The following is a 14,230-nucleotide window of genomic DNA, read 5'->3' as shown; positions in this document are numbered from 1 at the left end:
TTATTACTTATCTGATATTTAAAAAAATGTTAATGATGACGCCATTGTATAGGCTATTTTTTTAGGTTGTGAAACGGTAATATTTGGATCTTGCTATCAAAATTTTTGAAAGGAGAAGTTATGTGGTCTGCGCATGCACTCGAAGTGATTGATGCAGTTGCTCGAACTGGAAGCTTTAGTGGTGCTGCTGAAGAATTGCACCGTGTACCTTCTGCAATCAGCTATACCGTTAAGCAAGTTGAAGAATGGCTTGCGGTTCCTCTGTTTGAGCGTCGACATCGTGATGTTGTGCTAACGGAAGCTGGGGCGATATTTATTAAGGAGAGCCGTTCTGTTATCAAAAAAATGACAGATACTCGTCACCAGTGTCAGCAAGTTGCGAATGGTTGGCGTGGTCAATTTAGTATTGCCGTTGATTGTATTGTCAAACCACAGCGGACAGAACAGCTAATTCTTGATTTTTATCGTCATTTTCCTGATATCGAACTCTTTATTCATCCAGAGGTGTTTAATGGGGTGTGGGATGCACTTGCTGATGGGCGTGTAGATGTTGCGATTGGTGCGACTCGAGCATCTCCAATTGGTGAAAGGTATAGTTTCCGTGATATGGGTTTTATGTCGTGGATGTGTGTTGCAAGCCCAGAGCACCCATTAGCCAGAATAGGTGAAAAACTGACCGATGATCAAATGAGAGAGTACCCTAGTTTGTGCCTTGAAGATACTTCACGTAACCTACCCAAACGTGATACTTGGGCTCTTGATAACCAGCGTCGGCTTGTTGTGCCTTACTGGGAAAATGGCTTAGCTTGTTTAGTTAATGGGTTATGTGTTGGGATGGTACCTGAGCATCGAGCGGCTCCGCTTTGTGAAAACGGCCAATTAGTTGAACTATCATTAGCGCAGCCTTTTCCACCCAGTCCTTGCTGTTTAACTTGGGTGGAAAATAATACATCACCAGCGCTCAGCTGGTTGTTAGATTACCTTGGCGATAACGAAACGCTTAACGCAGAGTGGCTTTCAACCTAGTTATTCGTACTATCGGCGGTAATCGATAAATGGACCATCTGCAACAGAACGACGTTCTACAAGGCGAGGGTGGACTTCGATTGTTTGAGCATCTTCGCGCTTATTGACGATACGATCGAGCAGCATTGTGAAGGCCATTTGCCCTAAACGCTCTTTGGGTTGGTGGATTGTGGTCAATGCCGGTGTAAAATAGCGCGCATTTCGCACATTATCATAGCCAATGATTGAAATATCTTGTGGAACACGTAATCCCATTTCATCAGCGGCACAAATTGCTCCCATTGCCATGATATCACCACCACAAAATACAGCGGTAGGGCGCTGTTTATGGCTTAAAATTTGCGTCATTGCTTTATAGCCAGACTCAGGTTCGAAATCCCCCTGAACTATCCATTCTTCTTTTAGTGTAATTTTGGCCTCTTCCATTGCTTTTTTGAAGCCAGTTAAACGTCCAATACCTGTATTTCTTTCAAGTGAACCAGGGATCACTCCAATATCGCGATGCCCACGGTCAATTAAATAGCGACCTGCTAGGTATCCACCATGGAACGAGTTATCAATAATGCTATCTGTAAAATCGCCACGAGAAGTTCCCCAGTCCATGACTACCATTGGGATATTGCGGTAATCTTCTAGCATACCAATTAAGGTATCAGGGTACTCGGAACACATCACAAGTAAGCCATCAACGCGCTTTTGTGCTAGCATCTGTAAATACGCTTTTTGTTTTCCCAAATTGTTATGAGAATTACAAAGAATCAGCGTATAGCCTTTTTCATAACAGCTATTTTCAACAGATTCGATCACCTCAGCGAAGTAAGGCGCTTCACTGGAAGTTGCTAACAACCCAATCGACTTTGTGTGGTTAACTTTTAAACTACGGGCAACCGCACTTGGCGAATAATTGAGCTCTTTAATTGCAGCCCAAACCGCAGCCTTAGTGTCATCAGCTACAAAGCGCGTTTTATTAATAACATGGGATACGGTTGTGGTAGATACGCCAGCGCGCTTCGCCACATCTTTAATCGTTGCCATGGGGGAAAAAAACTCCTGACCAATAACCGGTCTCTATAAGAATTCTTGTTAAAAAATTACCTGCATATTGATGCATTGATCCTTTGCTGGCAATAATTTAGCGATTTGTTGTCGATTTTGTCTGATCTAGCGCAAAAACGAAAGAAATAATTGATGTTATAACATGTGATATAGACACTAGTTTTACTTTTTTGGATATGTATACTTAATAACCTTTATTGTTTCATGGTTATTTATTAATTCAATTACATTAGAATGAGAGGAACTCATGGATACAGATGTTAAATATGGATTGCTTGCTGCGCTGGGCTCATTAGCATTAATTATCTTTCTTGCTGCGCATATTTTCTGATTTTATTTCAGCCTTGAGTAGGGTGAATTTAAAAGGGCGAGTATATCTCGCCCTTGCAGTATCTAAACTTAGCAACAAGCAGAAATTGTTATGCTAAATTTTCTTCCACAAATTTCCAGTTAACCAGTGCCCAGAAGTTTTCTAAATATTTAGGGCGAGCGTTACGGTAATCGATATAGTAAGCGTGCTCCCAAATATCAACAGTTAACACGGGCTTATCATCACCAGAAATAGGTGTTGCAGCGTTAGATGTATTCACTATAGCAAGGCTACCATCTGCTTTTTTCACCAGCCATGTCCAACCTGCACCAAAATTTTTGGTTGCTGCATCAGTAAATTGAGCTTTAAATTCAGCGAAAGAACCGAATGATTTATTGATTGCATCAGCTACTTTACCTGTTGGTTCACCACCTGCATTTGGCGCTAAGCAATTCCAATAGAAAGTGTGATTCCAAACTTGTGCTGCGTTGTTAAAAACTCCGGCTTCAGAAGTTTTGATAATTTCTTCTAAAGATTTTCCTTCAAAGTCAGTGCCTTTGATTAGGTTATTTAAGTTAACAACGTACGTGTTATGGTGCTTACCATAGTGATATTCTAAGGTTTCAGCTGAGATATAAGGTTCTAAAGCATCTTTTGCATACGGTAAAGCGGGTAGTTCAAATGACATTGCGTACTCCTTGATTGCTTTTATATCAAAAAACTTAGGGTGTTTGCTCTTAAAATGAGCGAAATAGTCGGTTACTGCTTATCATTAGAGTTTCGCCTATCGGCGATATGATATTTAATATATTAATGATAACACGTTAAACCTTACAAAGGTAAAGGTAATAGCGTTACTCAAATGTTAACAAATAAATAGGGGAGTTACACATAGAAATCATATGGATATTCCGAATAGATGACCTGAATATATCAAATATGCATTTTTAACTAGAAATAGCTGCTTGTTTGACTTAGGTAAAGAGAAGATAGAAAAGATGCCTTTTTACTTTTTGGAATGCTATAGTAATGCCCCTATAAAACTGGCATATTGTATGAAACAATTCAGTTTCTTATTATATCAGTCAATGTATTCTGTTAAGTTGCGGTAGACTCTCAGTTACCGGCTGACTGCAAACCTGCATCTTTGTTTTAAGGAAGTTAAAAATGACAACTATTGAAAGAATTGAGCGCCAAATTAAAGAAAACCCAATTTTATTATATATGAAAGGCTCTCCTAAACTTCCGAGCTGTGGTTTTTCTGCTCAAGCAGTACAAGCTCTGTCTTCTTGTGGTGAGCGTTTTGCTTATGTTGATATCTTACAAAACCCAGATATTCGCGCTGAATTGCCAAAATACGCAAACTGGCCGACTTTTCCACAATTATGGGTGGATGGTGAGCTGGTCGGTGGCTGTGATATCATCATGGAAATGTTCCAGCGTGGTGAGCTCCAGTCTCTAATCAAAGAAACTGCGGATAAATATCGTCCAGCAGATGAAGCTAGCGCAGACTAAATTAAGCCACAAATAAAAGACGTAAAAACCGTATTTGACGAAGGCATTTTTGCTTTACATCAAATACGGTTTTTTCTGTCATGGTGATTTACTAAAAGATTATTGACTGTCTTCAATAATTGGCCAACCACCCAATTTTTTCCACTTATTAACGATTTCACAAAATAGCAAAGCCGTGCGATTCGTATCATACAGTGCGCCATGAGCTTGTTTACCATCGAATGGGATACCCGCAGAAACACAAGCTTTTGCCAGAATTGTTTGACCAAATACAAGGCCACTCAGTGCTGCAGTATCGAAGGTCGCAAATGGATGGAAAGGATTACGTTTTAAACCTGCTCGCTCGGCCGCATTCATGACAAAGCTGTGATCAAAATTAGCATTATGAGCGACAATAATTGCGCGATTACAATCTGTGTTTTTCATTCCTTTGCGAATGACTTTAAATATCGCATGAAGGGCGTCATATTCGCTAACAGCACCGCGTAGAGGGTTTGTTGGATCAATTCCGGTGAAGGCAAGAGCGGACGGTTCAAGATTCGCCCCTTCAAAAGGTTCTACATGAAAATGCAATGTTTCATCCATGGAGAGCCAGCCGTCTTTATCCATTTTTAAGGTGATGGCAGCAATTTCTAACAGGCCGTCAGTTTTTGCATTAAACCCACCAGTTTCAACATCAATAACGACAGGATAGTATCCCCTAAAGCGGTTCACTAGGGCGTTTGGATTGTTTTTTTCAGACATTAGGACTTTCGATTTTAGTTTTCTAGTTGGATGACATTATGCCAAAACCAGTAAAAATTTGCAGGTAAACGGTGATAGAAGTTTAGGTGCTAAGTTAGGTACCTAAACTTCTAAATCATATCGCGAATTAATGGCCTAAGCCTTTACTTGCGCTTTTATTTTCGATCAGTTCAATTTTATAACCATCAGGATCTTCCACAAATGCAATCACAGTGGTTCCGCCCTTAACAGGGCCCGCTTCACGTGTGACGTTTCCACCTGCGTTACGGATATCATCGCACGTTTTTGCAACATCATCGACGCCTAGAGCGATATGACCATATGCATTACCCATATCGTATTGGTCAACACCCCAGTTATAGGTCAGCTCTATGACGGCGCCTTCACTTTCATCGCTGTAACCAACAAACGCGAGAGAGTATTTATACTCTGTGTTTTCACTCGTTCTTAATAAGCGCATGCCTAACACTTTTGTGTAAAAATCAATAGAACGCTGCATATCAGTAACACGTAACATAGTATGGAGTAAGCGCATTTTAAACCTCTTAGAATCAGCCTGAATCGATTTACCTATTAATATAACGTGCTTAAATTAATAAATACAATGATTACAGTTTGTTTTTTGAACAAATAATGGTAATACTCATTTTTAGGAGTATATCACAGATTTAATGTGATTTTTTCTTTTGAAGGGGAAACTTATGGCCGAACAACTTGAATTTTTTGAGATCCCCAGCCCTTGCCGTGGTATTTGTCAAAGTAATGAGCAAGGTTATTGTCGAGGTTGTTACCGCACTCGTGATGAACGCTTTAATTGGCTAAAATTCTCGGATACTGAAAAACGAAATGTACTTCGTTTATGTCGCCAACGCTATTTAAGAATATTAAATAAAAAACCAGATCAAGAAAAAATCATCGATAAGCAACAACGACTCTTTTAATCCCCAGCTTCTTAAATTTCATTAGGAATAAAACAAATGTTTTATTCCTAATGTGAATTAATTCAACTGGAATTAATGATAAGCTATTTATTTCTTGGTTTATATTTCAATGAAATTTTATTTATTAAAAATTAGTATAGGTTAAATCAAAATGACTGTAATTAACATGATTTTAAGATTAACTATATTCATTTGTTTTTTAAAGGTTTATTTGTCGTTGTTTTTTTTATTGTTATTCATGACTACTATAAGAGGTAAAATAGATAGATCAAAAAGGAGAGTGCGGCTATTCTTATTAATAAGATAATTGATAGGTTATCTTATTAAGCCTGGATTGAGATAATGGATGAGTTTGCGAAGTATTAATGGGAGTTATACCACATAATAAACCAGTCATTATAACTAGAAATAGGTATTTAATAGCTAATGTATAAATAAAAAGTTGTAAATATAAAAGGAAATTAATATATAATTCAAAAAATAATATGAAGACGGTATGTTTTTTAGACATTATAATTATATAAAGGAGGGTAAATTGGAATCACAAATTGGGACAGAGTTATCACGTGTTGTTCGCATGTGGAGAGCATTAATCGACTATCGTTTGAAGCCTCTTAAACTCACACAGACACATTGGGTTACATTACATAATATAAGTCAACTACCACCTGAACAATCACAAATACAGTTAGCGAAAGCGATTGGTATTGAACAGCCTTCATTAGTAAGAACTCTAGATCAGTTGGAGGAAAAAAAACTTATTTCTAGGCATACTTGCACAAATGATAGGAGAGCTAAAAGAATAAAATTAACTGAAGAATCTGAACCTTTTATTAAAACTGTAGATCAAGTCATAAATAATACGCGTCTAGAAATATTGAATAACATTAGCCAAGATGAGCTTTATCAGTTGTCACAATTACTTCTGAAGCTTGAAAAGAATATTTTAAGACTGCAAAATGATTCTTGATGTGAAAATAATATGACTAGCTAATAAATGATATGCTAATTATTAAATTGGTAATAAAAATAATTGGATCATGCAATTTTTATAGGGTAATAATAGGATGAGCAATCACACTCGGTTATTTTTCTTGTTGAATGATTGCTGTGAAATATAATTAAAGTTGTAAATTGTATGTCTTGACGTTGCTTTTGTTTTTTTTATTAGCTAATTCATTGGTGTGTATTAATTAATAACAAACAATTGATTAGAGGGGATAGGCTAAAATAAGTTTATTGGTTTGAAAGCAAGGCATTTATGTGTAAACAAGAATTTACATTACTTAAAAGCCATGCATGATAAATATAAAATATGATTATCAAACATAAAGTTATTATATTATTCAGCAATATTTTTATAAGAAATGCTCACCGGCAATAGCCGGTGAGCATACCTAATTTAGTAACCGTAAGATTATCGAGGAGATACAGTAACGGTATTTCCGCTATTCGCAATCATAACGCGTTGACCATTACGGAAGGTGTTTGGGTCTTGTTTTTGAACTACAACAATGTTTTTGCCGCTATCGAGGCGGATTTCTAATTGAACACCTTGGCTTCTATTTAATGCGCCTTGAGCTTCTTGGCCAGCTAAGCCACCAGCGATAGCACCCGCAGCAGTTGCTAATGTGTTACCTGTCCCACCACCGATAGTGTTACCTAATAACCCACCAAGTACTGCACCACCAATGGCGCCAATTACGTTGCCGTCTTCACCAGCTTGAATAGTCACAGGGCGAGCATTCAGAACAGTACCATAAGTCACAGTCTGTACCTGTTTCGCATCCTTGGCTGAAATAGTATCACCAGAAAGCGTACTGGTATTGACACAGCCTGATAAAGCTGCAACTGCTACAACACCTACAAAAACTTTCTTAAGCATAAGAACTCCTATGAGATTTGCTGTCTGTGGCACTAACATAGCATCGTATATTTGTTTTCACCATAAACACAACAAGTATCAAAATAATGGTATTAAAAAGCGATGGTTAGATTACCGATATTGATTTAAATAAAGTGTAAACACTAGGTAAAATATCTCAAATTCGCGATTATTTCATTCAATAAGGCACTCTTTGTTAAATATTCAATAGGGTAGTCAGCTTATGAGCATCTTTTCGCACCCGTTGCCAAACAGAAATAAGGTGTTAAAACTTTAGCTGAGGTACAGAACCGTAATGCCGAGCTGATAAATATATTATGTACCATTATATTGGAAATGAAAATTTCAGGTATTACAAAACGTCTTTTTTATTTGGGTTGTCTAGCAATTTTGAGTTTTAAAGCATTTATTTATTATTCCTGCGAAGCGCGCCGAGAAATTGCATCGAATTGTTGACAAAATTTGTCATCAAAGCACAATCTTTTGTAGTCGAGCGTTGTAAAGTTAATGTGCACTCTGAAGGAACAAGAATAATGATGAAATCAGGTCGTTACATAGGGGTTATGTCAGGAACTAGCCTAGATGGTGTTGATGTCGTTCTTGCTGCAATTAGTGACAAATTTGTCGCAGAGCAATCCAGTTTGAGTGTTGCATTTCCTATTGGATTAAAAAAAAGAATTTTAGATATATGCCAAGGACAAGTAACAACGCTATCAGAGGTTGGTAAAATTGATAGAGAGCTAGGCTCTTTATATGCAGATGCAATAAACCAGCTTCTTACTCAAACAGGGCTAACATCCGAAGATATCATTGCCATTGGTTGCCATGGTCAAACTGTTTGGCATGAGCCTGATGGCGAGCAACCTTTTACTATGCAGTTAGGTGATAATAACCGTATTGCGGCTTTAACGGGGATCACAACGGTAGGTGATTTCCGGCGAAGAGATATGGCTTATGGGGGGCAGGGGGCACCTTTAGTTCCTGCATTTCATTTAGCTGTTTTAGGGCATTCTACAGAAAAACGAATTGTACTAAATATTGGTGGAATAGCTAATGTGACAGCTTTGTTACCTGGTGCTTATGTCAAAGGCTATGACACTGGACCTGGCAATATGTTAATGGATACCTGGAGTTGGCGTATTAAGCAAAAGGCATTCGATAAAGATGGTGAATGGGCCAGTCGTGGTCAAGTTGACCATGCATTACTAAAAGCGATGCTAAGTGACCCATACTTTAGGCGTTCATCACCGAAAAGTACGGGGCGAGAGTATTTCAACACACAATGGTTAGAACAGCATTTGGCTCATTTTCCTTCAATTTCAGTCGATGATGTGCAAGCAACGTTGTGCGAATTGACAGCAGCCTCTATTGCAGAGCAAGTGTTACTATGTGGCGGTTGTGAGCGTTTGATAGTCTGCGGTGGCGGAGCAAAAAATATCTTTTTAATGCAGCGGATGGCAGCCTTACTGCCTGGGATTGAAGTGGCGCCAAGTGATAAATTTGGTCTGAGTGGGGATGATATGGAAGCTTTGGCATTTGCATGGTTAGCTGCTCGAACCATTTCTGGGCTTTCAGGGAATTTGGCTTCTGTAACTGGTGCAAGCCAAGAAACTGTGCTTGGGGCGATATACCCTAAAAATAGCAATAAAAAATAATTGTGGTTAAGGATGCAAAAATGAACGAACTAGGTGAGATTGATCTCGCAGCAGTACGTCGAGAATACACAAAAGGTGGGTTAAGACGCCATGATTTAACACCAAACCCATTGACCCTTTTCGAACTATGGATGAAGCAGGCATGTGAAGCTCGTTTGAGTGATCCAACAGCCATGTGTGTTGCTACGGTGGATGAAACCGGGCAACCCTACCAGCGTATCGTACTATTAAAACATTTTGATGATAAAGGCCTTGTATTTTATACCAATTTAGGTAGCCGAAAAGCGCAGCATTTAGAAAAAAACAATAAAATTAGCCTGCATTTTCCATGGTATCCATTAGAGCGCCAAGTTAATTTCATAGGCGTTGCCGAACGTTTAAACCCTATTGAAGTAATTAAATATTTTCATAGTCGGCCAAAAGATAGCCAAATTGCAGCATGGGCATCAGCGCAATCTTCTAAAATTTCTGCGCGTGGTATTTTAGAAGGGAAATTCTTAGAGCTAAAACAAAAGTTTAAGAATGGTGACGTCCCACTACCCAGTTTTTGGGGGGGATATCGAGTGGTATTTGATAGTGTTGAATTTTGGCAAGGTGGTGCCCACCGTTTGCATGACCGTTTTTTATACCAGCGAGAAGAGAGTGGCTGGAAAATTGACAGATTAGCCCCTTAGGATCATGTTTTTTAGCTGGCACTTAATTGATATGCGCTTTATGCTATAGCTTCATTTAAGAAAACTGACAAATTACACTGGTGAGTTTTTGACAAACCTCTCAAACTTACTGGTCATTTAAACCAATATAGATAGACAAAATACAACTGATGGAGTCATTGATGTCTAGCAATAACCTGATTAAACAATTGCAAGAGCGGGGCCTCGTTGCCCAGGTAACGGATGAGGATGCGTTAGCAGAGAGACTGGCGCAGGGCCCTATCTCTCTCTATTGTGGCTTCGATCCTACCGCTGATAGCTTGCATTTGGGACATCTGGTTCCTTTGCTGTGTTTAAAACGATTCCAACTAGCCGGGCACAAGCCTGTGGCGTTGGTCGGTGGCGCAACGGGCCTTATTGGAGATCCGAGCTTTAAAGCTACTGAACGTAAATTAAACACCACAGAAACCGTTCAAGAGTGGGTAGAGAAAATTCGTAACCAAGTTTCACCATTTCTAAGTTTTGATTGCGGTGATAACAGTGCACGCCTTGCTAACAACTATGATTGGTTTGGCAAAATGGATGTACTGACTTTCTTGCGTGATATTGGTAAGCACTTTTCTGTTAACCAAATGATTAACCGTGAGTCTGTTAAGCAACGCTTAAATCGTGATGACGTTGGTATCTCTTTTACTGAGTTTGCTTATAACCTTTTACAAGGTTATGACTTTGCAAATTTGAACAAAGAGATGGGTGTGGAACTGCAAATTGGTGGTTCTGACCAATGGGGTAACATCACTTCTGGTATCGATTTAACTCGCCGTCTACACCAAAACCAAGTATTTGGCATGACGGTACCTTTGATTACCAAAGCAGACGGTACTAAATTCGGTAAAACTGAGGGTGGTGCAGTTTGGTTAGACTCCAAGAAAACTAGTCAATATAAATTCTACCAGTTCTGGATCAACACTGCAGATGCCGATGTTTATCGCTTCTTAAAATTCTTCACATTTATGGAAATAGATGAAATTAATGCACTGGAAGAAGAAGATAAAAACAGCGGAAAAGCGCCTCGGGCTCAATATGTATTGGCAGAATTAGTCACTAAACTGGTACATGGTGAAGAAGGGCTTGCTGCTGCAAAACGTATTACTGAAAGCTTATTCTCTGGTGCAGTATCTGATTTAACTGAAGCTGATTTTGAACAATTAGCTCAAGATGGTATTCCTTGTATTACCTTAGAAGCAGGTGCTGATTTACAGCAAGCTTTAGTAGATTCAGAGTTAACGCCTTCTCGTGGGCAAGCAAGAACGGCAATTAGTTCTAACGCGGTATCTATTAATGGCCAGAAACAAACTGAGCCAATGTATGTCTTCTCTGATGCAGACCGCCTGTTTGGGCGTTATACATTGATCCGTCGCGGTAAGAAAAACGACTGTTTAATTAATTGGAAATAGCTCTGACTAACCTTTGTAATATCAGCCCGGAATCTTCCGGGCTATACTCGTCATAATTCAAACTGTATTGGTGTTGACTTCGCTAGGCTCTCTGAATTGCATACTGATGTATGTCCTCGGCTTATTTTCTTATGTCACCTATATATGACTTGGATTATTTGGAGTGTATTCATATTTGCAATGGGTAATCACTGATTTCTCTTCATTCGACATAACAATTTTTTGGGTTCTCAATGAAAAGCGTATTATCAATTCAATCCCATGTTGTTTTCGGCCATGCAGGAAACAGTGCTGCTGCATTTCCTATGTGCCGAATGGGCGTAGATGTGTGGCCACTCAATACCGTACAATTTTCGAATCATACACAGTACTCACAATGGACTGGAAGTGTCTTTCCAGCGCAGCACTTAACCGATATCGTTGATGGTTTAGCTAAAATCCATAAATTAGAAATTTGTGATGCTGTATTAAGTGGCTATATTGGGTCTGCAGAGCAAGGGAATGATATTCTTGCTATCGTGCAAAGAGTAAAAGCAGCAAACCCCCAAGCCCTGTATTTTTGTGATCCAGTCATGGGGCATCCTGAGAAGGGTTGTATTGTTGCTCCTGGGGTTGCTGAATTCCTTTGTGAGCGCGCACTGGCTGCTAGTGATGTCATCGCACCAAATTTACTAGAACTAGAAACCTTAACGGGTAGAACCATTAAAAATGTCGACGAGGCCGCGCAAGCTGCCCGTGAATTGTGCCACAAAGGCCCTAAAATAGTGCTTGTTAAGCATTTAAATCGTGCGGGATATCGTGCTGATCGTTTTGAGATGATTTTGGTTACTGCGGAACATAGCTGGCATGTTAGTCGTCCATTAGTTGATTTTGGTGAAAAACAACCTGTTGGTGTTGGTGATTTGACCAGTGGTTTAATGTTGGTTAACTTATTGAAAGGTGAGCCTTTAGATAAGGGATTAGAGCACGTCGCAGCTGCGGTATATGAAGTGATGATAAAAACCAAAGAAATGGAAGAATACGAATTACAACTCGTTGCTGCTCAAGACAAAATGGTTAACCCAAAACATAATTTCTGTGCAACACAATTAGATTAAATTGATTTGTATTATCAAAGATAGCGCTCTACTGAAAGAGCGCTATTTTACAGATTAGATTAGGCCTTCCGCTTTTAATGCGTCTTGAACATTAGGGCGTTTAGCTATTTTAGCACTGTAATCTTGCAGGTGGTTTAAGCTAGTCAAATCAAGCCCAACGTGTTTTGCCCAATTACTAACCGTAAATAAATAGGCATCAGCGACACTAAAAGTATCTCCAGCAAAGAAAGCTTGTTTAGCGAGCACGCTATCAACATACTCAAACTTATTAAACAATACCTTACGGACAGTATCTTTATACTCTTCTGGTGTCCCTGGAGTGAATAAAGGTGAGAACGTTTTATGTAGCTCTGTTGAAATAAAATTCAAGGCTTCTAGTTGGTGATAACGCTTCATCGAACCTGGAAGTGCGATCAGGTTACGATCCGGTTTTTGATCCGCAATATATTGAACAATAACAGCACCTTCAGTGAGTTGTTCGCCATTATCTAGCACTAAGGTTGGTACCTGTCCTTTTGGGTTTATTGCTAAAAAGTCTTCACCTTTCTCAGTCTTTTTTTCTTTTATATTCACTCGCTCAATACTGAAATCTAAACCAGTTTCACGCAGAATGATGTGGGGAGAAAGTGAGCAAGCACCGGGAGCGTAATATAATTTCATCATAAAACTCCTAAATTGTTGGATTGGCATTCATATAGCAAATAAACACATATCATTTAAGTATATCATTACTTTTTGTTAACGAATTGCCATCAGGTGCGAGTTAAAAAATAAAACCTAAAATCGGATGGAAAGTATCGTTAATATTAATAGGTAGTGTAAACCCAGCGCTTAAAACTATAAAAAATAAAAATGCATAAATCTAAGATAGTTACCTTATGTAGGGGATAACTATTTTGTTAAACTCCTCGCCTTGTCTTATGAAAAAAAACATACAAAATAATAAAAAATTAGGTGAGTAAATAAATGACCAGTTTGTGTCAAAAATTGAATGTGTTAGGGAAATTAGACCAAATTTTAATGGCACATCAACCGAATAATAGCCATGGCATTAAACGTTTTCTATTAGAGTTTTGGTTTTTCGGTTTAATTAATGCTCGTTCTTGTTTATTCGCTGGTTTTTTCTTTCTGGCGCTATTTTTGGTACCAGCTAAAGGGCTAATTGGCATCCCTCGCTATGACTTGTTATTGATTTTTGCAGTTGCCTTTCAAGCCTTGTTAGTGTGGTCAAAACTGGAAACCTGGGATGAGTTAAAGGCTATTTGTGTTTTCCATTTAGTTGGTTTTATGATGGAGTTGTTTAAAACGTCAGCAACGATTGGATCATGGCAATATCCAGATGAAGCTTACACTAAGCTTTGGGGAGTTCCTTTATTTACTGGCTTTATGTATGCCGCTGTAGGGAGCTATATCATTCAATCTTGGCGATTTTTTAAAGTAAGAATTGAACACTATCCACCCTATTGGATGGCAACATTAGTTGCATTAGCTATTTATATTAATTTTTTTAGCCATCATTATATTGATGATTATCGCTGGTATTTAGCTGCATTTATTATGGGGTTGTATGCCCGTAGTGTGGTTTTTTATACTCCGCTAGATAAAGAACGAAAAATGCCATTATTGCTCGCATTTATGCTAATTGGCTTTTTTATTTGGTTGGCTGAGAATTTTGGGACATTTTTTGGTGTTTGGCAATATCCAAACCAGATTGGAGCTTGGTCAATGGTACATGCAGGCAAATGGGGAGCATGGTCACTATTGGTGATTGTCACATTTACGATAGTCGTTCACCTTAAACATATTAAGGCTAATGTCACGATATCACGCTAAATAACGAGTTTAGTTCATTGTCTGTGAGTAAAATTCATCACAGACAATGGAAAAGCCA

At 38.6% G+C, this 14,230-nt stretch carries 15 protein-coding genes; 9 read left to right on the top strand and 6 right to left on the bottom strand.

The features are described from left to right. The first annotated feature begins 120 nt into the window (after positions 1–120). The gene (gene punR, locus P3L37_RS11065; protein WP_004910433.1) at positions 121–1,026 is read left to right on the top strand and encodes a DNA-binding transcriptional activator PunR; all 906 of its coding nucleotides are present in this window, start codon (positions 121–123) and stop codon (positions 1,024–1,026) included. A gap of 9 nt (positions 1,027–1,035) precedes the next feature. Here punR and purR read toward each other — a convergent pair whose 3' ends face one another. Both purR and sodB read right to left on the bottom strand, forming a co-directional pair. Beyond that, positions 1,036–2,061: an HTH-type transcriptional repressor PurR gene (gene purR, locus P3L37_RS11060; RefSeq protein WP_004910435.1), complete on the bottom strand. Its 1,026-nt coding sequence runs from the start codon at positions 2,059–2,061 to the stop codon at positions 1,036–1,038. Positions 2,062–2,501: 440 nt separating this feature from the next. Beyond that, positions 2,502–3,080: a superoxide dismutase [Fe] gene (gene sodB / locus P3L37_RS11055; protein ID WP_110731882.1), complete on the bottom strand. Its 579-nt coding sequence runs from the start codon at positions 3,078–3,080 to the stop codon at positions 2,502–2,504. Between the two features lie 479 nt (positions 3,081–3,559). Between sodB and P3L37_RS11050 the strand changes: the two genes are divergently transcribed. Then, positions 3,560–3,907: a Grx4 family monothiol glutaredoxin gene (locus P3L37_RS11050; protein WP_004910439.1), complete on the top strand. Its 348-nt coding sequence runs from the start codon at positions 3,560–3,562 to the stop codon at positions 3,905–3,907. A gap of 99 nt (positions 3,908–4,006) precedes the next feature. Here the strand turns inward: P3L37_RS11050 and rnt are convergent, their stop codons facing one another. Beyond that, a complete protein-coding gene (gene rnt / locus P3L37_RS11045) occupies positions 4,007–4,651 on the bottom strand; it encodes a ribonuclease T (protein WP_004910441.1) in 645 nt (214 codons plus the stop codon). A 127-nt stretch (positions 4,652–4,778) separates the two neighbouring features. Continuing rightward, positions 4,779–5,186, bottom strand: coding sequence for a lactoylglutathione lyase (gene gloA / locus P3L37_RS11040; RefSeq protein ID WP_004910442.1), 408 nt, complete (start codon positions 5,184–5,186; stop codon positions 4,779–4,781). Between the two features lie 166 nt (positions 5,187–5,352). Here gloA and P3L37_RS11035 point away from each other — a divergent pair, with 166 nt between their 5' ends. Beyond that, a complete protein-coding gene (locus P3L37_RS11035; protein ID WP_004910445.1) occupies positions 5,353–5,592 on the top strand; it encodes a DUF1289 domain-containing protein in 240 nt (79 codons plus the stop codon). 535 nt (positions 5,593–6,127) lie between these two features. Next, positions 6,128–6,562 carry a transcriptional regulator SlyA gene (gene slyA, locus P3L37_RS11030; protein ID WP_109911336.1) on the top strand — a complete coding sequence of 145 codons (435 nt, stop codon included), beginning with the start codon at positions 6,128–6,130 and terminating at the stop codon, positions 6,560–6,562. Positions 6,563–7,009: 447 nt separating this feature from the next. Here slyA and P3L37_RS11025 read toward each other — a convergent pair whose 3' ends face one another. Beyond that, entirely contained in the window at positions 7,010–7,477 is a 468-nt protein-coding gene (locus tag P3L37_RS11025) for a glycine zipper 2TM domain-containing protein (RefSeq protein WP_004910448.1), read from the bottom strand. 533 nt (positions 7,478–8,010) lie between these two features. Between P3L37_RS11025 and anmK the strand changes: the two genes are divergently transcribed. From anmK to pdxY, 4 genes are all read left to right on the top strand, one after another. Beyond that, positions 8,011–9,132 carry an anhydro-N-acetylmuramic acid kinase gene (gene anmK, locus P3L37_RS11020; RefSeq protein WP_109911270.1) on the top strand — a complete coding sequence of 374 codons (1,122 nt, stop codon included), beginning with the start codon at positions 8,011–8,013 and terminating at the stop codon, positions 9,130–9,132. 20 nt (positions 9,133–9,152) lie between these two features. Beyond that, positions 9,153–9,806, top strand: coding sequence for a pyridoxamine 5'-phosphate oxidase (pdxH, locus tag P3L37_RS11015; RefSeq protein WP_004910451.1), 654 nt, complete (start codon positions 9,153–9,155; stop codon positions 9,804–9,806). Between the two features lie 161 nt (positions 9,807–9,967). Beyond that, entirely contained in the window at positions 9,968–11,242 is a 1,275-nt protein-coding gene (gene tyrS, locus P3L37_RS11010; protein ID WP_109911271.1) for a tyrosine--tRNA ligase, read from the top strand. A 233-nt stretch (positions 11,243–11,475) separates the two neighbouring features. Beyond that, positions 11,476–12,339 carry a pyridoxal kinase PdxY gene (pdxY, locus tag P3L37_RS11005; RefSeq protein ID WP_004910455.1) on the top strand — a complete coding sequence of 288 codons (864 nt, stop codon included), beginning with the start codon at positions 11,476–11,478 and terminating at the stop codon, positions 12,337–12,339. A 54-nt stretch (positions 12,340–12,393) separates the two neighbouring features. Here pdxY and gstA read toward each other — a convergent pair whose 3' ends face one another. Continuing rightward, positions 12,394–12,999: a glutathione transferase GstA gene (gene gstA, locus P3L37_RS11000; protein ID WP_004910457.1), complete on the bottom strand. Its 606-nt coding sequence runs from the start codon at positions 12,997–12,999 to the stop codon at positions 12,394–12,396. 306 nt (positions 13,000–13,305) lie between these two features. Between gstA and P3L37_RS10995 the strand changes: the two genes are divergently transcribed. Then, positions 13,306–14,172 (top strand): DUF817 domain-containing protein, encoded by an 867-nt coding sequence (locus P3L37_RS10995; protein WP_042851575.1) that lies wholly within the window; start codon positions 13,306–13,308, stop codon positions 14,170–14,172. Positions 14,173–14,230: the final 58 nt, after the last annotated feature.

This window comes from Providencia sp. PROV114, from assembly GCF_032704305.1.
In the GTDB taxonomy this organism is placed as follows: domain Bacteria; phylum Pseudomonadota; class Gammaproteobacteria; order Enterobacterales; family Enterobacteriaceae; genus Providencia; species Providencia rettgeri.
The sequence above is the reverse complement of the archived record's forward strand: the minus strand, read 5'-3'. Positions and strand labels throughout refer to the sequence as shown.